We start from the raw sequence: 24006 nt of genomic DNA, 5'->3' as shown, positions 1-24006 counted from the left end.
ATCGCGCTTCTACGATGCGCCGATGTGGTGGAGGCGTAAGAAACGCACATTGCCGGACTTCTGCGAGGATCTGGCCCAGGGTGTCATCGCCCTCGACGAGGACGCGTCGGCGGCGGCGATGCGCGGGATCATCCGTTCCCTCGACGGGGCCGGCCCGGCCGAGCTGACCGAGGGGGTCCGCCGGCTGCTCCCCGCGGTCCGGCAGGTGTCGATCGGCAACGGCGGTCAGCTGGCCCAGGTCGCGGCCGGGCTGGTCGAGGCCGGCGCCGACCCGTTCGTCCTGCTGGAGGTCCTGGTCGAGCGGGTCACCGACGGGCTCGAGCACGCCGCCCGCTTCCCCGTCCTGGCCGACAAGGACGGCGGCGGGTTCGAGGCTCCGGGCAGCCAGGAGGAGGCCGACGCGCTGATCGACCGGGCCGCCCGGGCCGCCGCACAGGCCGGGATCTCCCGGGAGGAGGGCATCCGGATCACCGAGTCGTTCTTTACCGTCGACGAGTGGATCCCGAGCCTGCTCCTGCCGCTCCAGCAGAAGCGGGTGCGCCAGGCCTTCCCCGGCCGGGAGCGGCTGGCCGCCGCGGCCGACGCGATGACCGACCACGCGGATGCCGCACCGTGGATGTTCGGGCTGCTCCAGGTGCTCGACGACGAGCCGTTCCTGGTCATCCACCGCCCGACCGGCCGGGCGTTCCGCCTGACCGTCAGTGGGGTCGGTGACAACTTCCAGCTGCACACCCTGCTGGCCGCGACCCTGATCGGCGACCCGGCACAGGGCCTCATCGAGGGCACCCGTCCGGCGCCGGCCTGGATCGCCGCCGCCACCGACGGCCCGGAGATGCAACCGTCCGGCGGGGTACGAGGCCAGTTCGAGCTGTTCGGTGCGGACGGCGAACGGATCTGGGGCGAGGGACGCCCAGCCGACATCCCGGTGCTCGAGGGCCATCGGGTGGTGGTGCTGGACAAGCCGTCGTACGCCCGCTCCTGGAACACCGGCCGCGTCTACCCGCTGATGCACCCGGAGATCACCCTCGACCGGAAGCTGCCCGAGTCCGAGGCGGCCACCTGGCTGAGCAGGATCACCGATCCGGGGAACTAGTGATCCGGGGTCCCGGGCGGGGCCATGATCCGTAGAGCGTTGGGGTCGACGGCCACCCGTAGCGGGGTCGCGCCGCACGGTTCGCCGTCGACCTCCACGTGGGCCGGGCGGTCGGTCTCCAGCCACAGCTCGCCGACCGCGAGGAACGGCTGCTCACGCAGCGTCCGACGATGCCCGGTGAGCGCGTTGCGGGCGGTCTCGCGAACCAGTTCCAGCTTCGAGGCCCCACCCACCGGGTAGGCGACGAGCAGCCGGTCGTCGGCGTGCGCGTCGGCGGTGATCGGCCGGCCGGCGTGGAAGCCGCCGTTGGCCACGTAGACCTGGTGGGTGTGATAGACGATCTCCCGCCCGTCGGCCCGGACCGTGACCTTCAGCGGCCGATGCCTGGTGAGCAGCCCGAGCGCGGTGATCGGGTAGGCGATCCGCCCGATCACCCGTTTCAACCGGCTCGGCACGTTGATCATGATCTCGGCGGACAGCCCGGCCCCGACGTGGTTGGTGAACGGCATGTCACCGGCGATCCCCAGGTCGACGTCGATGACCTTGCCGTCGACGAGCGTCGACACCGCCTCATCGAGATCCGGGAGGATTCCGACCGTACGCGCGAAATTGTTCGTGGTGCCGAGGGGAAGCAGACCGAGAGCCACGTCGCGGTGGGCGAGCATCCGCCCGGCCGTGCTGATCGTGCCGTCGCCGCCACCGGCGACCAGCAGGTCCGGGTGGTGCGCGAGGGCCGCCGCCAGCGACTTCTCCAGCTCGCCGGGCCGGTCCACGGCATACGATCCGAGCAGCTCGAACCCGGCGGCGAGCAGACGGGCGCGCGCGTCGGCGTAAAGCTGCCGCCCGCGCCGCGACCGCGCGTTCACGACGAGCGCCGCCCGACGTTCGCGCCGGATGTCCTCGGTCAGCTCCTGCTTCGTCCGCACCGGCCGACCCTACCGTCCGGAGATCACATCACGTCCAGCCGGACCGACTCGTATCCGCGCAGCACGAACCCCGGGTTGCGAACCGGTTCCTCGGCCAGTTCCAGCCGTGGCGCGTGTTCCAGCAGGGCGGTCAGGGCGGCCTGCATCTCGATCCGGGCGAGCGGGGCGCCCAGGCAGAAGTGCAGCCCCGCCCCGAAACTCATGTGCGTGTTCGGCACCCGGCCGGCGTCGAACCGGTCGGGGTCGGCGAACACCGCCGGGTCCCGGTTCGCGGCCCCCAGCAGCGCCGCCACCTCGGCCCCCTGTGGAACGGTCACCCCGCCGATCCGCACATCCGCCGCGGCCGTCCGCACGAACAGTTGCGACGGCGAGTCGTACCGCAGCATCTCCTCGACCGCGGTCGGCACCAGCTCCCGGTCGGCTCGCAGCCGGGCCAACTCGCCGGGGTGGTCGAGCAGCGCCACCATCCCGTTGCCGAGCCCGTTGACCGACGCCTCGTGACCGGCGTTGAGCAGCAGGATCGCCGACGCCACCAGCTCCTCCGCGGACAGCCGGTCGGACCCGTCCCGCACCGACACCAGATGGCTGATCAGATCGTCCCCGGGTGCGGCGGCCTTACGTTCGGCCAGCTCCCGCATGTACTCGGCGAAGTCCCGGCACGCCTCCAGCGCGGCCGCCTCCACTTCCGGGGTGCGGTTCACCTCGTACATCCGGACCATCGCCGCCGACCAGGGCCGCAGCCGGTCCCGCTCGTCCGCCGGAACGCCCAGCAACTCGGCGATCACGGTGACCGCCAGTGGTTCGGCGAGATCGGTCAGCAGATCGAAATCGGACCCGGCCGCCTCGACCAGCGCGGTCGCCTCGGCCGCCACCGTGGCTCGCAGCCGCTCGATGTGGCCGCGCGCGAACGCCTTCGCCACCAACGCCCGCAACCGGGTGTGCACGGGCGGCTCGTTCTCCATCATCTGATGCCGGTGCAGCAGATTGAACGGCTCGAAGACGGCGGCCGGCTCCTCGTCCCGCCAGAACCGCCCGAGCCGCCGATCCCGCAGAACGGCGTCCACGGCCGCGTGGCTGACCGCCAGCCAGCGCCCGCTCGGCTCATGAAAACCCAGGTCGGCCTGCTCCCGCAGCCGCGCCAGAGCGGGATAGGGATCCCGGACGAACGACGGGTCGGAAAACTCAAGGTCCACCCGGGGCAGGTTATCCCTTTTCGGTACGCGCCGACCCGCCCCGCCAGAACCAGACAGTTCCGGAACCACACCGCGACCCGGTCCCGGCGCCGGCCCCCGGCGCGACCGCCGGGCGGTCCGGCGGGGCCGGGGTCAGGCGACCGGGACGGCGTCGGCCGGGACGGTGGCGGGGATGGGTCGGGTCAGGGCCTGACGGTAGTGGTCGAGCAGTTCGTCGCCGATCGCCGCCCAGCTTCGGTTCTGCACGGCTGCGCGACCGGCCGCGCCCATCGTGTGCCGCAGCTCGGGGTCGGCGGCGAGTCGGGCGACCGACGCGGTGAAACCGTCGGCGCGGTGTGGTGGCACGAGGAAGCCGGTGCGCCCGTGTTCGACCAGGTCGAGCGGGCCGCCGGCGGCCGGGGCGACGACCGGCAGACCGCTCGCCATCGCCTCCTGCACGGCCTGCCCGAACGTCTCGTACGGGCCGGTGTGGGTGAACACGTCGAGACTGGCGTAGATCCGGCCGAGCTGGGCGCCGTGGCGGGCACCGAGGAACACCGCGTCCGGCAGCGCCCTCCGCAGTAGCGGCGCGGCCGGGCCGTCACCCACCACCACGAGCCGCACCCCGGGTAGCCGGGAGACGTCGGCGAGCAGCCCGATCTCCTTCTCCACGGCGAGCCGGCCGACGAATCCGGCCAGGATCTCGCCGTTCGGGGCGAGGGCCCGGCGCAGCCCGGAACTGCGATGCCCGGGGTGGAAACGTCCGGTGTCGACGCCGCGTCGCCACAGGTGCACCCGTCGGACACCGTGCGCGGCCAGGGCGGCGACCGATTCGGTCGAGGGCGCGAGGGTACGCCCGGACGCATTGTGGACGGTCCGGATCCACCGCCACGCCATCCGCTCGGTGAGCCGCACCCGGTAGACGCGGGCGTACGACGCCACGTCGGTCTGGTAGACGGCGACCGACGGCACCCCGAGAGCGCGTGCGCTCGCCTGCGCCCACGCGCCGAGCACGAACGGGCTGGCCAGGTGCACCACGTCGGGCGCGTGCCGGCGCAGCGCGGCGTGCAGGGCCGGGGCGGGCAGCCCGAGCCGTAGCTGCGGATAACCGGGCATCGGTAGGGACGCCACCCGCGCCACCGGGTACGGCAGCCCGCTCACCGGCGCCCGTGATCCGGGCGGGGGCAGGGGAGCGACGACAAGCGGCTCGTGGCCGTTGCGGGCGAGGTGCTCGGCCATCCGTGCCACCGAGTTGGCGACACCGTTGACATCGGGAAGGAACGATTCCGTGACGAGCGCGATGCGCATGGGAACAGGGGAACCGGAATCACGATCCGGCAGGAGACCATCCTGTGACCGGCGGCCGAACGATCAGCGGATTCTCCGCATCAGCGCATGCGGAGGGTCACCGTGAGCAGGACGGCGGAGGTCACCTGCGCACCCGCCAGGACCACCGCCAGTAGCGCCGGCGACTGCTCGTAGAGGGCGCCCGCCAGCACCCCGCCGGCCAGCGCGGCGACACCCTGCACCGCGGCGAAGACACCGTAGGCGGTGGCCCTCCGGGGCGCCGCGACCAGATCGGCGACCAGGGCCTTGACGGTGGAGTCCTGCACGCCGATCGCGGCTCCCCAGAGCAGCGTCCCGGTGACGATCGCGGCGGTGCCGTCGGAGAGGGCGAGCGCCGGGGTGGCCGCGGCCAGGGCGGGCAACGCATAGAGGACCCGCGCGCCCCACCTGTCGTAGAGGTGCCCGCTGGCCAGAGCGGCGAGCGCCCCGGCGGCCATCGCCCCGGCGTAGAGGACCGGCACCAGGGCGATCGGGAGCTGCCCGGTACGACTGGCGTGGTACGAGATGAGTCCGAAGGTGACCAGCCCGCCGGTGGCCGCCGCGGCCGACGCGGCGAACCAGTGGAAGCGCCGGGGCAGCCGCCCGGTGTCGACGGCACCGGCCGAGGACCTGGCCGCCGGGGCGGGGAAGCGCCGGCTGATCCAGACCAGCAGCACCATGGCGGCGGCACCGGGGATCGCGAGCACGGCCAGCGCCGGCCAGATCACCCCGGCCGAAGCCGCGACCAGAGCGGCGACCAGCAGCGGCCCGGCGAACGCGCCGACCTGGTCGAGTGCCTTGTGGACGGCGAACCCGCGGCCCCGCCCGACCGCTCCGGCGGCCTCGGCGAGCAGCGCCGACTTGGCCGGCGAGCGGATCGCCTTGCCGATCCGCTCGGCGACGATCAGCACGGCGGCGACGGCGAGTCCGGCGCCGCCGAGGGCCGGTGCGAGAGCCAGCAGCGGTACGCACACCGCGGTCAGCCCGTAGCCGACGATGGTGAGCGCCCAGTATCGGGCGGTGCGATCGGCGAGCGGCCCGGACACCAGCCGGAACAGCAGCGCGGCCGCCTCACCGGCGCCGGTGACGAGGCCGACCACGAGCGCGGAGGCACCCAGCCCGGCGAGCAGCGGCCCGGTGATCGACCGGGCGCCCTCGTAGACCATGTCGGCGGCCAGACTGACCAGCCCGAATCCGAGGATGGCCCGCCACGGGGAGAGGGCCCGCGCGTTGGTCAGAGCGGAGGACACGGTGGTAACGATACGGACCGTGCACCGAAGTGGATCAATTCCCGGCAATGTTTGGTGGACCGGGGGAGACCAGCGCATGTTTGGTGTCCCCCCGAATCAGGAAGACCATCGCCGTGCATCCTCAGCCCCCGCGCCGCACCACTCACGCCTATGGAACTCCGAAGAACCTGCTCGTCTACGACCGCTGGGGCCGCTACGGGCGGCCGGTGGTGCTGTTGCACGGCCTCTTCTACGACCGGACCACGTGGTGGCCGGTCGCGGCCGAGCTCGGTGACACGTGCAGCGTGATCGCCGTCGACCTGCCCGGGCACGGGCACTCCGCGGCCCGTGACTCCAACGATGTGGCGGGCCTGGCCCGGGACCTGGCGGTGCTGGTCAACGGCCTGAATCTGCATCGGGCGCCGGTGTTGGTGGGCCAGGGGGAGGGTGCGCTGCTGGCCGAGGCGTTCGCCGACTCGTACGCGACCCGGGCGGTGCTGACCTTCGACGAACCGGCCGCCGAGCCACCCGACTGCCCGGAGCGGCACCGGGCGACGGCCGACCTGGCGGGGGTTCCGGCAGCGTACCGGCAGTTCGCCCAGGCGCGCTGGGACGGGAGCCTGCTCCGGTCGTACAAATGCTGGTTCTCGAATCGCAGGCAGTCACGGACCGGGAAGCGTCCCTGCTTCCCGCACCTGCGCGCCCCGGCGCGGTTCGCCGCGACACTGAAGGACCTGATCTGACCGGGGAGCAGCCGCCCTCGGAGAGAGCGGCTGCTCACGGATCGGTCAGCCGTGCCGGTGCCGGCGACGCCGATGCGTCGGCGGCGTCAGAGCGGCGGCGCTGATCACCATGCAGACGATCAGCAGCGTGCCTACCAGGATGTCGACGAACATGGCGGTACCCCCCTCGGAACCGCTGGTCGGCTGCGGTGACAGCCGAGCCTCAACGGTCCACCCGCCACCCCGACCCGTCAACCGGAATGCCGGAAATCCCGAGGTTGGCCTGGCCTGCCGGGCGGGTCCTGCCTAAGCTGGCCGCGAGGGGAGTACCTCCGCGAGAGCGTGGCGGTCACCACGGGCATCCATGTGCCCTCGTGCGTTCGCCCGCCGTTGGCGGGTGAGGGAGACCTCGGACGATGACTCGTGTCCGAGGGGGCTCTCCGTGTTCGATCTACCGTCCATCGCTTCTCCGCAGCTCTGGGCGATCTCCATCGCCGTGCTGCTGGCCCTGCTGGCCGTCGACTTCATGATCACCCGTCGCCCGCACGACGTGGCGATGCGCGAGGCGGTCGGCTGGTCGCTGTTCTATCTCGCGCTTCCGGCCGCGTTCGGGGCATTGATCTGGCAGCTGTACGGCCGTCGCCCGGCCATGGAGTTCTACACCGGCTACGTGGTGGAGAAGTCCCTGTCGGTCGACAACCTGTTCGTGTTCATGCTGCTGCTGGCCGCCTTCGCGGTTCCGGCGAAGCTGGCCCAGCGGGTGCTGCTCTACGGCATCGCCGGCGCCCTGGTGCTCCGCGGGATCTTCATCGCCGCCGGTGCGGTGGTGCTGCAGAGCGGCACATGGGCGTTCCTGCTGTTCGGCGGGATTCTGCTGCTGACCGCCGCCAAGGTGCTGCGGGAGGCGATGCGGCACGAGGACTACCAGGTCGACATCGATGCGATGCGCAGCGTCCGGCTGATGCGCCGGCTGATGCCGGTGACCGGCGAATACCGGGGCGGGAAGCTGACGGTACGGGAGGGCGGCCGCCGCGCGCTGACCCCGCTGGCCCTGGTCGTGGTCGCCGTGTTCATGACCGACGTGGTGTTCGCGGTCGACTCGGTGCCCGCCGTCTACGGGGTGACCGAGGACCCGTACCTGGTGTTCGCGACGAACGCGTTCGCCCTGCTCGGTCTGCGGGCGCTGTACTTCGTGCTGCACAACGTCCTGGACCGGCTGCGGCACCTGAACTACGGCCTCGCGATCATCCTGGCCTTCATCGGGGTGAAACTGGTGCTGCACTGGGCGCACGGCCTCTGGGACGGTGTGCCGGACATCCCCACCGAGGCGTCCCTGGCGGTCATCGGCGTGACCCTGGCCGCGGTGACCGCGACCAGCCTGTACGCCGACCGCCGCGAGCGGGTGTCGGCCTAGCCGACGCCGACCGGGTTGCGGCGGATCAGGTCGGCGGCGTCCCGGGCCATCATGATCAGGGGGCGCGCGGCGGTGAAGGTGACCACCGCCGCGTCCAGGTCACCGGCCCGGGCCGCGGTCTCGATCCGGCCGCACGCGGTCGTCGCCGGTCCCGCTCCCAGGTTGGCCAGCACACCCATCAGTTGGTGCGCCTCGATCCGGAGCTGGTTCGTGTCGTCGAAGGCGAGGGCCTGCTGCATCCGGTCCAGGTGTTCCGGGATCTTCGCCGACAGCGACGCGAGGAGCCCGGCCAGCGCTCCGGCGGTGGCCGCCGGGTCGGGGCCGCGCAGCTGGTCCAGCCGCCGTTCGATCTCGGTGACCATCGTCGGCAGGTCGGGCCGGACCGGTTCGGCTTTGATCCAGTGCTCCAGCACCCGGGACACGTCGGCCGGGACGAGCGGCTTGGCGATGTGCTCGTCCATGCCGGCGGCCAGGCACCGGGCCCGGTCCTCGGCCAGCGCGCCGGCGGTCAGCGCGATGATCGGCACGTGCCGGCCGGCCTGCTCCCGGCGGCGGATCTCGGCGGTCGCCGCGTAGCCGTCCATCTCCGGCATCAGGCAGTCCATGAAGATCGCCTGGTACTCGTGGCGGGTGGCCAGCTCGACCGCCTCCCGCCCGTTGACCGCGACGTCGGCGCTGTAGCCGAGGTTGGCCAGGATGCCGAGCGCGACCGTCCGGTTGATCTCGTTGTCCTCGACCACCAGCAGGTGACCGCGCCCCGGCGGCGCCTCGGCGGTGGTGCTGATCGCCTGGTCACCGGCCCGGTCGCCGAGCACCCCGACCAGGGCGTCGTAGAGCTGCGACTGCCGCAGCGGTTTGGCGAAGGCGGCCGCCACCCAGGCCGGGTCGGGTTCGTCCGGCAGGTGATGGGCGTCCTCGGCGAGCAGGATCGTCCGGGGCGGCGGGCAGTCCGGCGGGGTGATCGCCACGGTGTCCTCGGGTGCCGTGTGCATGTCGACGATGAGCAGGTCGATCGGCCGTCCGGCGGCGGCCGCGTCACGCAGCACGGCGATCGCCTCGACCGTGTCGGCCACCCCGATGGCGTCCATCGACCAGGCGGCCAACTGCTCGGCCAGGACGGTACGGTCCTCCGGGTCGCGGTCCACGACGAGCACCCGCAGCCCGTCCAGGGCGTGCCGTTCGACGAGGTCCAGGTGCTCCTGTGCGGTCCGCAGCGTGACCGTGAACCAGAACGTGCTGCCCCGCCCCGGTTCGCTGGCCACCCCGATCCGCCCGCCCATCAGCTCGACCAGGTCCCGGCTGATCGCCAGGCCCAGCCCGGTGCCGCCGAACCGCCGGGTGGTGCCCGCGTCGGCCTGGGTGAACGCCTCGAACAACTCCTCCTGCCGGTGCCCGTCGATGCCGATGCCGGTGTCGTGCACCTCGAACCGGATCGGTACCGCCTCCGGCCCGCAGGCGAGCCCGGTGTCCAGGTGCGCGGCGACCGTGATCGTCCCGTGCGGGGTGAACTTCACCGCGTTGCCGGCCAGGTTGAGCAGCACCTGACGCAGTTTGGCCGGGTCGCCGCAGACCGCGTCGGGTAGCCGCTCGTCGCAGATCGCGGTGATCGAGAGCCCGTCGTGCGTGTCCGGCGGGGCGACCAGCGACACCACGTCGTCGAGAAGTCTGCCGATCCGGAAGTTGGCCTCCTCCAGCAGCACCTTGCCGGCTTCCAGTTTGGAGAAGTCGAGGATGTCGTTGATCACCGAGAGCAGCGCGGAGCCGGCCGAGCTGATCCCCTCGGCGTACCGGCGCTGGCGTTCGTCGAGTGTGGTGCCGAGCAGTAGTCCGGTCAGCCCGATCACCCCGTTCATCGGGGTGCGGATCTCGTGGCTCATCGACGCGAGGAACTGCGACTTCAGTCGGGCCGTCTCGACCGCCTGGTCCCGCGCCTGGCCGAGGGCCTGCTCGGTCTGGAGTCGGGCGGTGATGTCGCGGACGAAACCGTGGAAGTGCGAGCCGTTGTTGTGCCGGATGCACCACATCGTCAGCTCGACCGGGATCTCGTGTCCGTCCCGGTGCGTCGCGGTCATCTCGGTGGGCCGGTCCAGTAGCCACCCCCACCGGCCGGCGAGCAGCCGGCCAAGTGCCGGGTGGTAGCGCGTGGGCAGGATCGTGCCGGTCACGTCGCGACCCAGGATCTCCGGGCGCCGCCAGCCGAAGACGTGTTCGGCCTGCCGGTTCCACTCGGTGATCACACCCTCGCCGTCCATCGTGAAGAACGGGTCGCTGGCCGCCTGCATGATCATTTCGAGCTGTTCGCGCTCCACCCGGCGGCGCTGGTCGGCCTGGACCCGGACGGTGATGTCGTGCGCGACGGTGGCGGTACCGATCACCTCGTGATCGGTGTCGCGCATCGGGGCCATGCTCAGCGACACCTCGATGATCTTCCCGTCCTTGCGGCGACGGCGGGTCTCGTACCTGGTCAGGGCCTGGCCGCGGCGGACCCGGGCGAGCAGTTCGCGCTCCTCACCGAGCCGGTCCTCGGGCAGCAGGCGGCACACGTCGCTGCCGACCATCTCCTCGGCGGTGTATCCGTAGAGACGCTCGGCGCCGGGGTTCCAGCTCTTGATGGTGCCCTCCGGGGTCTTGCTGACGATCGCGTCCTGGGAGGCCTCGACGATGGCGGCGAGCCGGGCGTTCTCCAGGGCCTCGGTCCGCCGGCCCGCCTCGGCCCGGGCCGCCGCCTTCCGGGACCGGTGGGCCAGCAGCACCGCGGTGACGCCGGCGGCCACTCCAGCCAGCAGAGACACGGCCCTACGCAACACTGCGGCCTCCGAGGATCCGAATCCGATTCAGCATCAACGTACATGCGACCTTCTTCTGCTTTAGCCTTATTACGGACATAGCACCCACAGACTCGCCGCAAGGGAGCCGACGTGGCGACAGTGATGGTCGTCGACGACGTGGCCGCGAACCGGGAGATCGTGCGCATGCTGCTCGGTTTCCGTGGCCACGACGTCATCGAGGCGCACGACGGGGCCGACGCGCTCCGGCTCGCCCACGCGCACCACCCGGACGTGGTGGTGTCGGACGTCCTGATGCCCGGCATCGACGGCCTCGAACTGGTCCACCGGCTCCGTGCCGACCCGGACCGGGAGGCCGCTCAGGCTCCGGTGATCTTCTACACCGCCAACTACCTGGAGCCGGAGACCCGGCCGATCGCCGAGGCCTGCGGGGTCAGCCAGGTGGTGCTGCGCTCCCAGGACCCGGACGCGTTGCTCGACGCGATCGACACCGCGCTGGCCGCCGGGCCGGTCGACGTCAGCGTGACCACCGACGAGGTGTTCGCCCAGGCCCACCTGCAGACCGTCAACGCCAAGCTGGTCGAGAAGGTCCGGGCGCTGCACGACACCGAGCGGCTCTTCGAGGCGATGGCCGTCGCGTCCCCGGTCGGGATCGGGATCATCAACCGGCGCGGCAGCGCCGACTACGTGAACCCGCGGCTCGCCGAGATCCTCCAGCTGCCGATGGATCAACTCGCCGACTCGCCGGCCTGGCTGTCCCGCCTCGGTCTCGCCGCCCGCGACGAGGCGGCGGTTCTGGCGCTGCTGCGTGGCGACGGCGCCGGCGACGAACTGCGCTACAACCATCGGATCACCTGGCGTGACGGCACCGCCCGCTCGCTGCGCATCCACCTGCGCCAGACCCACGACGAGGACGAGGGCCTGACCGGCGGCGTGCTGATGGTCGACGACGTCACCGACGTCACGCTGGCCGAGGAGCGGCTGCGCGAGGAGAGCCAGCGCCGCCAGGACGAGGCCCGGCACCGGGACGCCGAGCGCCTGGACAGCCTGCGCCGGATGGCCGGTGGCACGGCCCACGACTTCAACAACATCCTGGGCGCGATCCTCGGCTACACCAACCTGGCCATCGAGTCGATCAACGACGGCCGTGACGACGGCAGCATCCCGGCCGAGACCGTCGAGTCACTGCTGGGTGACCTGGCCCAGGTGGTCAAGGGCGGCGAGCGGGCCAAGGCCCTGACCCAGCACATGCTGGCGTTCGGTCGCCGCGAGGTGAACCAGCCGGCCGCGGTCAAGGTCAACGCCCTGCTGGAGGAGTGTCAGGAGTCGCTGCGCGCGGCCGCCGGCCCGGAGTGCGAGGTGCGCTTCGTGCTGCGCGCCGACCTGCCCGAGGTCAAGGCCGACCCGGTGCAACTGGCCCGGGCGCTGGACAACCTGGTCCGCAACAGCGGCGAGGCGATGCCGGACGGCGGCCGGGTGACCGTCACCACCGCGACCGAGGGCGGAAACGTCACCATCGAGGTACGCGACACCGGCTCCGGCATGACCCCGGACGTGCTGGAACGCGCCTGCGAGCCGTTCTTCAGCACCAAGTCGACGACCGGCACGGTCGGTCTCGGCCTCTCCACCGTGCACGGCATCGTCAGCCAGGCCGGCGGCCAGCTCGCGCTGCGTTCGTCCGGCACGGGCGCGTCGGTGACGATCTCGCTGCCGGCCGTGGCCGGAACCGTCCCGGCACCGCCGCCCCCGCCGCAGCCGGCCCCACGGGAACGCGGGGGAGGGGAGACCCTGCTACTGGTCGACGACGAGGACGCTGTGCTCCAGGTGACCGCCCGGATGCTCGGCGGCGCCGGGTACCGCGTGCTGACCGCCCCCGACGCGGCCGAGGCCCTACGCCTGCTGGAACGGCACGGCGGTGAGATCGCCGCCCTGGTCACCGACGTGGTGATGCCCGGGATGGACGGCCGTCAGCTGGCTCGGATCGCCTCCGGCCGGCGACCCGACCTGTGTGTGGTGTTCGTCTCCGGGTACGCCGAGTCGCTCTTCGACGAGAAGGGCAACAATCTCGAACCGGGATCCACCATCCTGGCCAAACCGTTCGACCGGGAGAGGCTGGTGAGCACCGTACGAACAGCCCTTTCTCTGACCCGACAGAGCTGACCGCCTGTCGGTCACGTGTCCGCTATCGATTAGGATTCCTGGCTCACCGCCCCGACGCACACCGCCCCCGACCCCCCGAGGAGGCACGGTGGCCACCGCCAGCGACCGGCAGCCCATCGACGGTCAGCCCGCAGTCCGGCTGCCCCAGCAGGCCTCGCCCACCCACGACGACCTCGAGAGCCCGCCCGCCGCGCCGCAGCCGCGTCGCGGCCGCCGCCTGCTGATCGCCGCTCTCACCGCCGTCGCGGTCGCCGCCGCGGCCGGTGGCACCGCCCGCTGGGCGTTCACCGGTGACGTGCCGCGCGGCGTGACGGTGCTCGGTCTCGACCTGGGTGGCCTGGCCCGGGCCGAGGCGGCCGCTACCCTCCGCGCCCACCTGGCCGGCGACCCGAGGTCCACCGCGGCGGTCCAGGTCCGGGTCGAGGGGAAGAGCGCCGCCCTCAGCCCGGCCGACATCGGCCTGGTCGTCGACGTGGACGCGACCGTCGACGCCGCGTCGCGGGGCCGCCCGGCACTGTTCCGGGACCGGGTCGTCGAGCCGGTGATCGCGGTCGACGCCGACCTGCTGGACGCCGCCCTGCGCAAAGCGGTCGGCGCGGTCGGCACCGCGATGCGGGCACCGGCCGTGACGTTCACCGGGCTCACCCCGAAGGCCGTGCACCCGAAGCCGGGCCGTGGGCTCGACCCGCGGAGTTCCGCCGAGGCGGTCAAGGCCGGCTGGCTCTCCGGCGAGCCGGTCGCCGTCCCGCTCGTCGAGCTGCACCCGGCCACCACCGCCGAGCAGGTGGACCAGCTGGTCGAGACGGTCGCCCGGCCGGCCGTCGCCGCGCCGGTCACGATCACCTCCGAGCGGGGCACCCTGACCATCCCACCGGCCGCGATCGCGAAGAGCCTGGTGCTGACCGGCGACCGGACCGGGCTGATCGAGCCGCGGATCGACCCGAAGAGGCTGCGCGCCGCGGTCGCCCCGGGCCTCGCCGAGATCGAGGTGGCGGCCGCCGACGCGAAGTTCACCTTCACCGGCGGGAAACCGCGGATCGTGGCTGGCGCCGCGGGCCGGGGCATCGACTTGACCGCGCTCGCGCCACAGCTGCTCACCGCGGCGACCAGCGCGGACGCCCGTACCGTGAAAGCCGCCCTGACCGCCGCCGAACCCGCCACCTCGGTGGCGGACCTGGAGAAGCTCGGCGTCACCGAGAAGGTCTCCACCTTCACCACCAGGTTCACCGGTGGCCTGTCGTCGTCGCGCAGCCAGAACATCGTGACCGCGGCCAAGCAGGTCCGCGGCGCGCTGGTGCTGCCCGGCAAGACGTTCTCACTGAACAAGCACACCGGCGAGCGTGGTTACGCGCAGGGCTACAAGGACGCACCGGTGATCGTCGGCGGCCACCTGCAACCCGGTGTCGGTGGTGGCGTCTCGCAGTTCACCACGACGCTCTTCAACGCCAGCTACTACGCCGGTCTGCAGGACGTCGAGCACAAGCCGCACTCGTACTACTTCGACAGGTACCCGGCGGTCATCGAGTCCACCATCTTCTGGCCCGACCTGGACTTCAAGTTCAAGAACGACAGCCCGTACGGCGTGCTCATCGACACCGCCTGGACCAGCGACTCGATCACCGTGTCGATGTGGAGCACCAAGGTGTGGGACAAGGTGACCACCGAGTGGAGCGCCCGCCGCAACATCACCTCACCGCCGACGATCACCAAACCGGACGGCCCGGACTGCATCTCCACCAGCGGCCTGATCGGGTTCACCCAGGACGCCTGGCGGTTGTTCCACTCCGATGGCAAGGTCGTCAAGCGGGAGAAGTTCACCTGGAAGTACGACCCCGAGCCGCGCTTCATCTGCGGCGGTGCGACCACCGACTGAGGTCGTCGAACTCCGGCGAATGAGGTAGGCAGGGAGGATGAACCGCAGACTCCTGATCACCGCCGGTGCCGGAGTGTTCGGCATCACCGTCGTCAATACGCTCTCCGGCTGCTCCGAGGAGAAGAGCCCCGCGGCCGGGGCCACCTCGCAGCCTGCCTCGGCGCCGGCCGCGGCGTCCGCTCCGGCCGCCGTCGACTGGCATCGTGTCGATCTCGACTTCGTCGCCGTCTACCTGTTGGTCCGCAACGGCGAGGTGGCCGTCGTGGACACCGGCACGCCGGGGTCGGCCGCCTCGGTCGAGGCCGGGCTCAAGGCCGCCGGTCTCGGCTGGGCCTCGGTCAAGCACGTCATCCTCACCCACCAGCACGACGACCACGCCGGCGGACTGGCTGAGATCGTGCCGCAGATCTCGGCCACCCTGTACGCCGGGACCGACGACGTCTCCGCGATCAACGCCGCCGGTCGGCAGATCCAGGCGGTCAAGGACGGCGACGAGGTCTTCGGCCTGCAGATGATCGGCACCCCGGGGCACACCCTGGGCCACGTGTCGATCTTCGAACCGGGCACCGGGGTGCTGGTCGCCGGTGACGCGCTGCGCAACCAGAACGTCCTGGAGGGTTCGGCCCCGATGTACACCGCCGACGCGGCACAGGCGGTCGCCTCGGTGAAGAAACTGGCCGCTCTCGACGTGCGTGCCATCCTGCCCGGCCACGGAAAGCCGATCACCGACGGTGCCAAGGAGGCCCTGCAGAAACTGGCGGCCACTATCCAGTGACGCCCGTCCGGCAACCGTTCCGCACTCCGGCCGGGTGATCGTGGTCGGGTGCGCTCCTCGACGGAACGGAATCGTGGCTGGTCCCGGCTGCTGCTCGCCGGTGCGCTGCCGGTGATCGCGGCGCCGCTGCTCGGCGACACGGCTCGCCAGGCGGCGTACGTCGTGGTGGCCGGAGCCGCGCTGATCGCCGTCCGCGGTGGGGTGCGCCGGCATCACCTGGCGCGCCGCCGGGCCTGGTGGCCGTTGGCCGCCGCGATGCTGTGCAGCGCGGTGGCCAACGCGATCTGGGGCACCGCGATGGCCGCCGGACTGCCGGTGCCGAACGGCCTGACCATCGTCGACCTCGTCTACGTGGGCATGTATCCGCTGCTCGCGGCCGGCCTGCTCAACCTGGCCCAGGGCCGGGGCGGTTCGAAATGGGCCGGCATGACCGAGGCCGGGATCGTGCTGTGCACCGGCGCGGCGCTGATGTGGGTGACGCTCTACGACCCGTTCGTGATGGACCGCGGGTACTGGTCCGGCCCGGCGTGCGCGCTGGTGTTCCCGGCTCTCGACCTGCTCGTGCTGGCCGCGGCCACCCGGATGATCGTCGTGCACGGGCGCCTGACCTGGGCCGACCGGCTGCTACTGGCCGCGGCGTGTGTCCTCACCGTCGCCGACGTGCTCTACTTCCTGGCCGCCGCGGACGGCGGGTCCTGGTCCGGGCCGGGCTGGACCGCGGCCGGATGGTTGCTCGCGTTCCTGCTGATCGGGACCGCGGCCCGGCACCCGGAGGCCGGCGCACCGGTCGATCAGAGCCTCGTGCCGACGACCCGGCAGACCCGTACCGCGCTCGCGGTCAACATCGTGCTCGTGATGATCGGCCCGGCCACCACCGGATATCTGCTGCTCACCGAGAACCACCGCAAGGATCTGGTGGTGCCGGTGATCGCGACCGCGCTGACCGCCCTGCTGCTGGTGCTGCGCCTCACCCACACCAGCGGCCTGGCCGACGCGCGTGCCACCAGCCTCCGGGACTCCCTCGCCGAGCAGGCCGAACTCCAGCGCACCCTGACCCACCAGGCTCGCCACGACGCGCTGACCGGCCTGCCCAACCGCACCCGACTGGAGGAGCTGCTCGCCGGGCAGACCGGGGGCGCCCTGCTGCTGGTCGACCTGGACGGGTTCAAGGACGTCAACGAGCGGTTCGGCCACCCGACCGGCGACGACCTGCTGACCTCGGTGGCCCGGCGGCTCGCCGGCCTGATCGGCGACGGTGACACCGCGGCCCGGCTCGGCGGCGACGAGTTCGCGCTGCTGCTGCCGGGCGCCGGCCCGGCCGAGGCGGCCGCCCGCGGTGACGCCGTGCTGGCCGCGCTGCGCGAGCCGGTCCCGGCCGGCGGCCAGCCGCTGCACGTCACGGCGAGCGCCGGCATCCGCGTCTTCTGCGCGACCGCCGACCCGGTGCAGGTGCTCAGTGACGCCGACCTGGCGCTCTACGCGGCCAAGGCGGCCGGTAAGGACCAGGCGTCGGTCTTCGACGTGGGCATGCGCCAGGAGCAGGCCGACCGGATCCGCCTGCTGGAACGGCTGCGCGCGGCGGTCGACGCCGACGAGTTCGCGGTCCACTACCAGCCGATCGTGACGCTCGACGACGCCCACCCGGTGGCGGTGGAGGCGCTGGTCCGCTGGCTGCCGCCGGGCCGTTCGCCGATCGGGCCGGACCTGTTCATCCCGGCCGCCGAGGACAGCGGCCTGATCGTCGCGCTCGGTGAGTGGGTGCTGCGCCGGGCCTGCGCCGACGCGGCCGCCTGGCATCACCGCTGGGGCACCACGGTCACCGTCAACGTCTCCCCGCGCCAGCTCGCCGACCCGCATTTCACCGTGAAGGCGCTGGCCGCGCTGCGGGCGAGCGGCCTGCCGGCCGCCGCCCTGACCCTGGAGATCACCGAGGGCGTGCTGGTCCGTTCCGGTGCGCACGCGGCGCAGGCGTTGCTGCACCTCTCCGCCTTGCGAGCCGAGGGGGTACGGGTGGCGATCGACGACTTCGGCACGGGTTACTCGTCGCTCGCGTACCTGCGGGACCTCCCGATCGACGTGCTGAAGATCGACCGCTCGTTCATGCCGGTCGACGACACCGACGGCCGGCAGACCGCGCTGGTCCGGGCGATCGTCGACCTGGCCGGCGGGCTCGGCCTGACCACCGTCGCCGAGGGGGTGGAGACCGGCGCCCAGGCCGCACTGCTGCGTGACCTGGGTTGCCACCGGGCCCAGGGCTACCACTTCGCGCGTCCGGTCCCGGCCGCGAACGCCACCGAACTGCTGGCCTTGGCGGGGAACGTTCAGATCGACCAGATCGCTGCCGATCAGCACAGTGACGCCGGACGCGGAATGAGTGTCAAGTGACGGAAACAGGGCTGACCGGCCTGGAATTGGTCGACGAGCTCGGCCGTGGCGCATTCACGATGGTCCACCGGGCCCGGCGGGGTGACCGCTGGTACGCGGTGAAGCGCCCGCTCGCCGACGCGAGCGCCTACCCGGAGATCCGGACCGAGTTCAGCCGCGAGGCCGCCCTGCTGGCCTGCATCGACGACCCGGGTGTGGTCCGGGTGCACGCGGTCGGTGACCTCGACGGCGTACCGGCCATGGTCCTCGATCATCTGACCGGCGGTTCGCTGGCCGACCAACTCGGCGGCACGCTCAGCGAGGAATGGGTGGTCACCATGGCCGCCCGGCTGGCCCGTGGCCTGGCCGCCGCACACCGCCTCGGCCTGGTGCACCGGGACATCAAACCGGGCAACATCATGGTCGGCCCGGACCAGCCGGCCACCCTGATCGACTTCGGACTGGCCCAGATCGGCGCCGAACGCGGCGACACCGACGAGGCGGTCGGCACCTTCCTCTACAGCTCGCCGGAACAGTCCGGCATGCTCAAACGCCCGGTCGACGGGCGCTCCGACCTGTACTCGCTCGGCGTGGTGCTGTTCGAGTGCCTGGCCGGGCGGCTGCCGTTCGAAGCCGACGACGTCGGGGAGCTGCTCCGCCTGCATCTGGCCGCCCCGGTGCCGGACCTGGCCGAGTTGCGCCCCGGCCTCGACCCGGCCCTGCACGCCGTGGTGTCCCGGCTGCTCGCCAAGGACCCCGACGACCGCTACCCGGACGCCGCGACCCTGCTGGCCGACCTGCGCGGCTGCCGGGGCGGGGTGGCCGCCGAGCAGGCCGCCGTCACCGGCTGGCCGATGCGGGGCCGGGCCGAGGAGGCCGACCGGCTCAGCCGCCGCTGGGAACGTGTCCGCGCCGGTCAGGGCGGGATCGCCGTCATCCGGGGCGCGGCCGGCGCCGGCCGGACCCGGCTCGCCCAGGAACTCGCGGCCGAGGTCGCGGTGGCCGGACTGCCGGTGTTCTGGGCGACCTGCCGTCCCGACGAGGCGTCCCCGTTGGCCGCCGCCCGTGAGGCGATCACCTTCTGGCAGGCCGGGGTACGCCGACTGTCGCCGGACCAGCGCGCCACCGCCGACGCCCAGATCGCCGAGGCCGGTGCGGCCGCCGGTCCGGGTTTGCTCGCCCGGCTCTTCGGCGACCTGGTCCCGGCCATCTCCGGGGAGCCCACACCGGGCGGGGACGAGCACGTCCTCGGCGCCGGGGTGGTCTTCCTCGGTGAGCTGGCCACCCGGGCCGGCGGGCTGCTGCTCGTCGTCGACGACGCCCAGCACCTCGATTCCGGCACCCGCCAGCTGATCGAGAAACTCGCCGCCGAACTGGCCGGACTGCCGGTCCTGGTGCTGTTCACCGCACCCGACGGGGCCGACGACCCGGCCGCCGGGCTGGAGAGCACCGGCACCCTCGAAGTGTCCTGCGCCCCGCTGCCCGCCCCGGCCGTCGCCGACGTGATCGCGTCCCGGCTACCCGGCGCCGAGGTCGGGGTCGAGCTGGTCCGGCACGTCACCGCGCGTACCGACGGAACACCGCTCGCGGTCGTCAGCTACCTGCTGCGGTTGCTCGACGCCGGCCTGCTCAGCCCGGTCTGGGGCGGCTGGCGGCTGGACATCGCCGGCGCCGACGCGCTGCCGCCGGCGGCCGACGTCCGCGACCTGATCGCGGCCCGGCTCACCGGCCTGTCGGACGCCACCCTGGACTGTCTGACCGTGGCCGCCGCGGCCGGCACCCGGTTCCGTCCGGAACTGCTCTTCCAGGTCGGCGAGACCGACCGGGTGCTCGGTGCGCTCGCGGCCGCCGCCGACCGGCACGTCCTGGAACCCCGGCCGGGCGGCTGGTACGCCTTCATCCACCCGCAACTGCGCGACGTCCTGCTGGACCGGGTCGGCGAGACCGAACTGCGGCAGCTCAACGCCGACCTGGCCGCCGCCCTCGAACGGCTGCCCGAAGACCTGCGCGACGAGGGGCACGCGTACGCCGTGGCCCGCCACCACCGCCGGGCCGGGGACGCCGCCGCACCCGAGGACCGCCGCCGCAGCGCCGCCATCGCCGGCCGTCGTGCCCTGGCCGACCAGGCCCCGACCGAGGCGATCGACTACCTGACCGACGCCGTCGACGGTGATCCGGCCCCGGACAGCGGGCTGCTGCACGTGCTCGCCCAGGCCTACCTGGCCGCCGGGCGGTTCGACGAGGCCGACGCGGCGATCGACCGGGCCCTCGCCGGCGCCACCGACCGGCGGGTGCGTGCGCGACTGCTGACCACCCGGATCGAACTGCACCACACCCTCTGGGACGACGGGAAGGCTCTGGCGACGGCCCGGGAGGCGCTCGCCGAGCTGCGCCGGCCGCTGCCCGGGCGGGGCCTGTTCGCGCTGGTGCAGACACTCTTCATCGCGATGGTGGGCGGGCTCGTACGGCGTACCGGAATAGGGTTTGGAACAGCTCGCGGCGGAGACCGCGAGGTGCAGGCCGCTCTCGCCGCCGTCCTCGACGCCGGCGGTTATGCCGCCGCGGTGGGCATGCGCCTGCGGGAGGCGGGAGTTCTCGCGCTGCGTGCCCTGTACGCGGTGAACCGGCTCGGTCCCTGCCCGGAGTACGTCCGCGTGTACGCCCTGATCGGCTACGTCACCGCGATGATCAAACTGCGCGGCACCAGTGAGCGCTGCCTGAAGCGGGCCGAACAGGTGGCCGAGGGGCTCGGCGATCCCGGCCTGGTCGCCTATGTGGAGTGGCTGCGCGGTGTCGCGCTGCTGTTCAGCGGTGCCGACGACGGCAGCGTCTGGGAGAAGACGATCACCCGCAACGCCCGCTGGTACGTGCCGGCCCAGCTGATTCCCGGCTATGCCACTCTCGGCCTGCGGTTCCTGCTGCGCGGCTACGTCGACGACGCGGCCCGCGAATACGAGCGCGGCATGCAGCGCCTGGCCGACCAGGAGCTGGCCCTCGGCACTTCGCTGGGCATGCTCAGTGTCATGGTCCCGGCCGGGCAGAGCCGCTTCGGTGACGCCGCCGCCGCCCTGAAACACCTGCGTGAGGTGTTCCCGCCGGGCGCCGGTACCCGCGTGCAGCGGGCCAACATGCTCACCGCGGCCGCCTGCACCCTGATCGAACAGGGTGACGTCGGGCCGCAGCTGGAGGAGGTCTTCGCCGAGTTCCACGCGCTCGGGCTGCGGCACAGCGACCTGATGCCGCAGCACCGGTGGATCTACGTCTACATGGCGCACTCCCGCCTGATCCAGTTCCGGTTCGCCTCCGACGCGGACCGGCCGGCCCGGCTCGCCGATGCGGCCAAGGCGATCAAGGAGCTCGGCAAGGTCGGCGGCACCCCGCTGCTGCGCTGCGTCTACCTCACCACCAAGGCGTCCCTGCACCTGGCCTCGGCCGAACCGCAGAAGTGCATCAAGGTCGCCGACGAGGCCGAACGGAAGCTGCGTAAGCTCGACGCGCCGTTCATCCAGTACGAGGTGTTCCGCATCCGGGCCCGGGCCATGCGTGCCCTGGGACTCGCCAACGAATCCGACCGGCAGGCCCGGTTCGCGCTCGGGATGGCCATCTTCCACGGCTGGGAGCAGCGGCGCCGGCAGACCCGTACCGAATTCGGGGTCGACGAAGGTGCCGGCACGCACCGCCGGACCGTCGCCGAACGTCGGCCGGCCTCCGGCCGCAACCGCCACCTGGATGCGCTGCAGCAGGTCGGCAGCGCGGCCGCCACCATCCTCGACCCGCAGCAGTTGGCCAGCGTCGCCCTCGACGAGATGCTGCGCATCCTCGGCGCCGAACGGGCCATCTTCTTCCTGCTCGACGACAACGGCGAACCGGTCCGCTACGCCGGCCGGGACGCCACCGGCGACCTCGCCGACACCGGCGAATACGGCACCAGCCTGGTCCGCCGGGTCGCCGAGAGCGGCGAACCACTCGTCGTCACCGGCACCGAACAGGGCGCCGCCCTCGGCTCCCGCAGCGCCGTCGTGCACGGCCTGCGCAGCATCCTGATCGCGCCGGTCCAGTTCAAGGGCCGGATGGTGGCGGTCGTCTATCTGGACAGCCGGCTCGCCCGCGGCATCTTCACCGACGAGGACGTCGCCGTGCTCACCGCGGTCAGCAGCCACGTCGCCGTCTCGCTGGAGACCGCCCGGGCCGCGCAGCTGCACTCGGCCGTCCAGGCCGCCCGCCAGCAGCAGGCGTTCGCCGAGATGCTGCGGGCCAGCCACGCCGAACTCACCGCCATCCTCGAACCGGACAAACTGCTGCGCCAGCTCTGCGGCACGCTCCAGACCGCCCTCGGCGGCACCGCGGCCTGCCTGATCGGCCGGGACGGTGAGGTGCTGGCGGTCGACGGCGCCGCGTCACCGGAGACCATCGCGACACCCGTGCTGCTCACCGTGGGCGAGGCCGTCGAGCTTCTCGATCCGACGGAGACCGCGGGGGTACGGGAGAGGCTGCTCGCCGGTGCACCGACCGCCCTGGTGGTCCCGTTGACCGGCCGCGACGGCCCGGTCGGGATGGTGCTGGTCGGCGGGGCCGGGCTGGACGACACCAGCCGTCAGGTGGCGGCCGCGCTCGCCACCCAGGGCATGGCCGCCTACGAGAACGCCCGGCTGTTCAGCCGGGTCCAGGAGCTGGCCACCACCGACGAGCTGACCGGGCAGCACAACCGGCGGCACTTCTACGCCATCGCCGGGGCTCTGGTGCAGGCGGCCGCGCGCAACGGGCGGCAGCTGGCGGCGGTCATGCTGGACATCGACAAGTTCAAGAACATCAACGACACGTACGGGCACGGGGTGGGCGACGAGGTCATCCGTACCGTGGCCGCCCGGATCCGCGGACGCCTGCGGCACTCGGACGTGCTCGGCCGGTACGGCGGTGAGGAGTTCGCCGCGGTCCTGCCCGATCACGAGGGGCACGCCGCGGACCTGGCCGAACGGATCCGCCTGGCGGTCTCGTCCGAGCCGGTGCCGACCCAGGCCGGGCCACTGACGGTCACCATCAGTGTCGGCCTGACCAGCCTGACCGACGACGACGGCACCCTCGACGAACTGCTCGCCCGTGCCGATCATGCGCTTTACCGGGCAAAAGAGGCAGGTCGCAACCGTGTGATGATCGACTGACCGACCTTGACGCAAGCGTTTACGCTCTGCCGTCATGCACATGCTTTCAGTGGGAGCGGCCGGCGGTCAGCGCGCCGTCGGCGCCTTCGTCGGGGTGTTCTTCATCCTGATCGGCTCGGGTGTGGGTGCCTTCGGAGCCGGGTTCGGCGGCGGCGCCGACGGTCTCGCCCCGGACGGTCCCGACGGACTCTTCCAGGTCGTCGGCCTGGTCTTCGCCGCTGTGGGCATGCTGGTGGTGGCCTTCGGCGTCACCGTCATCCTGCGGGCCGTCCGGTTCGCGGCCTGGCTGGACGGGACCCGGGCGTACGTCCGAGGCGCCTACCGCACCCGCAGTGTCGACCTGGCCACCGCCTACGTCCATCAGGGCGCCGTCACCGGGCGGGTCGGCCGCCAGGCGATCTCCACCGCCACCCTGGAGGCCCGCGACCCGGCGACCGGTGCCACGCTGACCATCCCGCTGGAGAGCGCCGGTTCCGGCCGGCTCCCCCCGAACGAGCTGCGCGCCCTGGCCGACGCCATGAGCCACGGCCGTGGCACCTCCGCCGACGACCAGGACGTGCTCAGGTTCGCCGAGACCCTGCGTTCGGCCCGCTGAAGACCTTCGCAGGACGGCCCACACCACCTTGCCGGACGGTGTGGGCCGGGCGCCCCAGCCGGTCGAGGTCGCCTGCACCACCCGGAGGCCGCAGCCCCGGTCGTCCAGCGGCCGCCCCCGGCGCACCCGGGCCGGCCGCCGCAGCCGGGGCAGTCGCGGATCACCGTCGGAAACCGCGAGACACAGCCCGTCCCCGTCACCGGTGAGCGTGACCCGCACCTCGGTGCCGGCATGCTCGACCGCGTTCCGGACCAGCTCGAACAGCACCCGCCGGGCCGGGTGCAGCAGCCCCGGCAGGCGCCAGGCCAGACAGGCGTCCGCGAGCAGGGCGCCGGCCAGGCTCGCGGCCTCCGGATCGGGTGCCAGCACCACGGTCAGCGTCTGCGTCATGGCCGAACGCTAAGCGCACCCA

General features: G+C 72.5%; 14 protein-coding genes and 1 pseudogene. 9 read left to right on the top strand and 6 right to left on the bottom strand.

The annotated features are described in order from the left end of the window. The first annotated feature begins 22 nt into the window (after positions 1-22). Positions 23-1093 (top strand): hypothetical protein, encoded by a 1071-nt coding sequence (locus Q0Z83_RS34030; RefSeq protein WP_317787342.1) that lies wholly within the window; start codon positions 23-25, stop codon positions 1091-1093. Here the strand turns inward: Q0Z83_RS34030 and Q0Z83_RS34025 are convergent. The 4 genes from Q0Z83_RS34025 to Q0Z83_RS34010 form a co-directional block, all read right to left on the bottom strand. Further along, a complete protein-coding gene (locus Q0Z83_RS34025; protein WP_317787341.1) occupies positions 1090-2019 on the bottom strand; it encodes a diacylglycerol/lipid kinase family protein in 930 nt (309 codons plus the stop codon). The genes Q0Z83_RS34030 and Q0Z83_RS34025 overlap by 4 nt on opposite strands. A 23-nt stretch (positions 2020-2042) precedes the next feature. Next, the gene (locus tag Q0Z83_RS34020) at positions 2043-3212 is read right to left on the bottom strand and encodes a cytochrome P450 (protein WP_317787340.1); all 1170 of its coding nucleotides are present in this window, start codon (positions 3210-3212) and stop codon (positions 2043-2045) included. A 132-nt stretch (positions 3213-3344) separates the two neighbouring features. Next, positions 3345-4499 (bottom strand): glycosyltransferase family 4 protein, encoded by a 1155-nt coding sequence (locus tag Q0Z83_RS34015; protein WP_317787339.1) that lies wholly within the window; start codon positions 4497-4499, stop codon positions 3345-3347. An 80-nt stretch (positions 4500-4579) separates the two neighbouring features. After that, positions 4580-5683 carry an MFS transporter gene (locus tag Q0Z83_RS34010; RefSeq protein ID WP_317797183.1) on the bottom strand — a complete coding sequence of 368 codons (1104 nt, stop codon included), beginning with the start codon at positions 5681-5683 and terminating at the stop codon, positions 4580-4582. 197 nt (positions 5684-5880) lie between these two features. Here Q0Z83_RS34010 and Q0Z83_RS34005 point away from each other — a divergent pair, with 197 nt between their 5' ends. Together Q0Z83_RS34005 and Q0Z83_RS34000 are read left to right on the top strand one after the other, a co-directional pair. Then, positions 5881-6489 carry an alpha/beta fold hydrolase gene (locus Q0Z83_RS34005; protein ID WP_317787338.1) on the top strand — a complete coding sequence of 203 codons (609 nt, stop codon included), beginning with the start codon at positions 5881-5883 and terminating at the stop codon, positions 6487-6489. Positions 6490-6910: 421 nt separating this feature from the next. Continuing rightward, positions 6911-7882, top strand: a complete 972-nt coding sequence (locus Q0Z83_RS34000) for a TerC/Alx family metal homeostasis membrane protein (RefSeq protein ID WP_317787337.1) — start codon at positions 6911-6913, stop codon at positions 7880-7882. On the opposite strand, the gene Q0Z83_RS33995 is transcribed toward Q0Z83_RS34000, so the two are convergent. Beyond that, complete coding sequence (locus tag Q0Z83_RS33995) at positions 7879-10674, bottom strand: PAS domain S-box protein (RefSeq protein WP_317787336.1); 2796 nt, start codon at positions 10672-10674, stop codon at positions 7879-7881. The two genes, Q0Z83_RS34000 and Q0Z83_RS33995, sit on opposite strands and share 4 nt — an antisense overlap. A gap of 126 nt (positions 10675-10800) precedes the next feature. On the opposite strand from Q0Z83_RS33995, the gene Q0Z83_RS33990 reads away from it, so the two are divergent. The 6 genes from Q0Z83_RS33990 (at position 10801) to Q0Z83_RS33965 (ending at position 23594) form a co-directional block, all read left to right on the top strand. Next, on the top strand, positions 10801-12828 hold the full coding sequence (locus tag Q0Z83_RS33990; RefSeq protein WP_317787335.1) for a hybrid sensor histidine kinase/response regulator: 2028 nt from the start codon (positions 10801-10803) through the stop codon (positions 12826-12828). An 88-nt stretch (positions 12829-12916) separates the two neighbouring features. After that, a complete protein-coding gene (locus Q0Z83_RS33985) occupies positions 12917-14701 on the top strand; it encodes a VanW family protein (RefSeq protein WP_317787334.1) in 1785 nt (594 codons plus the stop codon). Positions 14702-14738: 37 nt separating this feature from the next. Then, the gene (locus tag Q0Z83_RS33980) at positions 14739-15476 is read left to right on the top strand and encodes an MBL fold metallo-hydrolase (RefSeq protein ID WP_317787333.1); all 738 of its coding nucleotides are present in this window, start codon (positions 14739-14741) and stop codon (positions 15474-15476) included. A gap of 48 nt (positions 15477-15524) precedes the next feature. Beyond that, positions 15525-17861 (top strand): putative bifunctional diguanylate cyclase/phosphodiesterase, encoded by a 2337-nt coding sequence (locus Q0Z83_RS33975; protein ID WP_317787332.1) that lies wholly within the window; start codon positions 15525-15527, stop codon positions 17859-17861. Continuing rightward, on the top strand, positions 17858-22999 hold the full coding sequence (locus Q0Z83_RS33970) for a diguanylate cyclase (RefSeq protein WP_317787331.1): 5142 nt from the start codon (positions 17858-17860) through the stop codon (positions 22997-22999). Before Q0Z83_RS33975 ends, Q0Z83_RS33970 begins: the two co-directional genes overlap by 4 nt. 34 nt (positions 23000-23033) lie before the next feature. Then, positions 23034-23594, top strand: a complete 561-nt coding sequence (locus tag Q0Z83_RS33965; protein ID WP_317787330.1) for a hypothetical protein — start codon at positions 23034-23036, stop codon at positions 23592-23594. Between the two features lie 60 nt (positions 23595-23654). Here Q0Z83_RS33965 and Q0Z83_RS55965 read toward each other — a convergent pair. Continuing rightward, positions 23655-23984: pseudogene (locus tag Q0Z83_RS55965) on the bottom strand (ATP-binding protein); the annotation flags it as partial. Between the last annotated feature and the right edge of the window lie 22 nt (positions 23985-24006).

Origin of the sequence: Actinoplanes sichuanensis, from assembly GCF_033097365.1 — a bacterium.
Taxonomy (GTDB): domain Bacteria; phylum Actinomycetota; class Actinomycetes; order Mycobacteriales; family Micromonosporaceae; genus Actinoplanes; species Actinoplanes sichuanensis.
The sequence above is the reverse complement of the archived record's forward strand: the minus strand, read 5'-3'. Positions and strand labels throughout refer to the sequence as shown.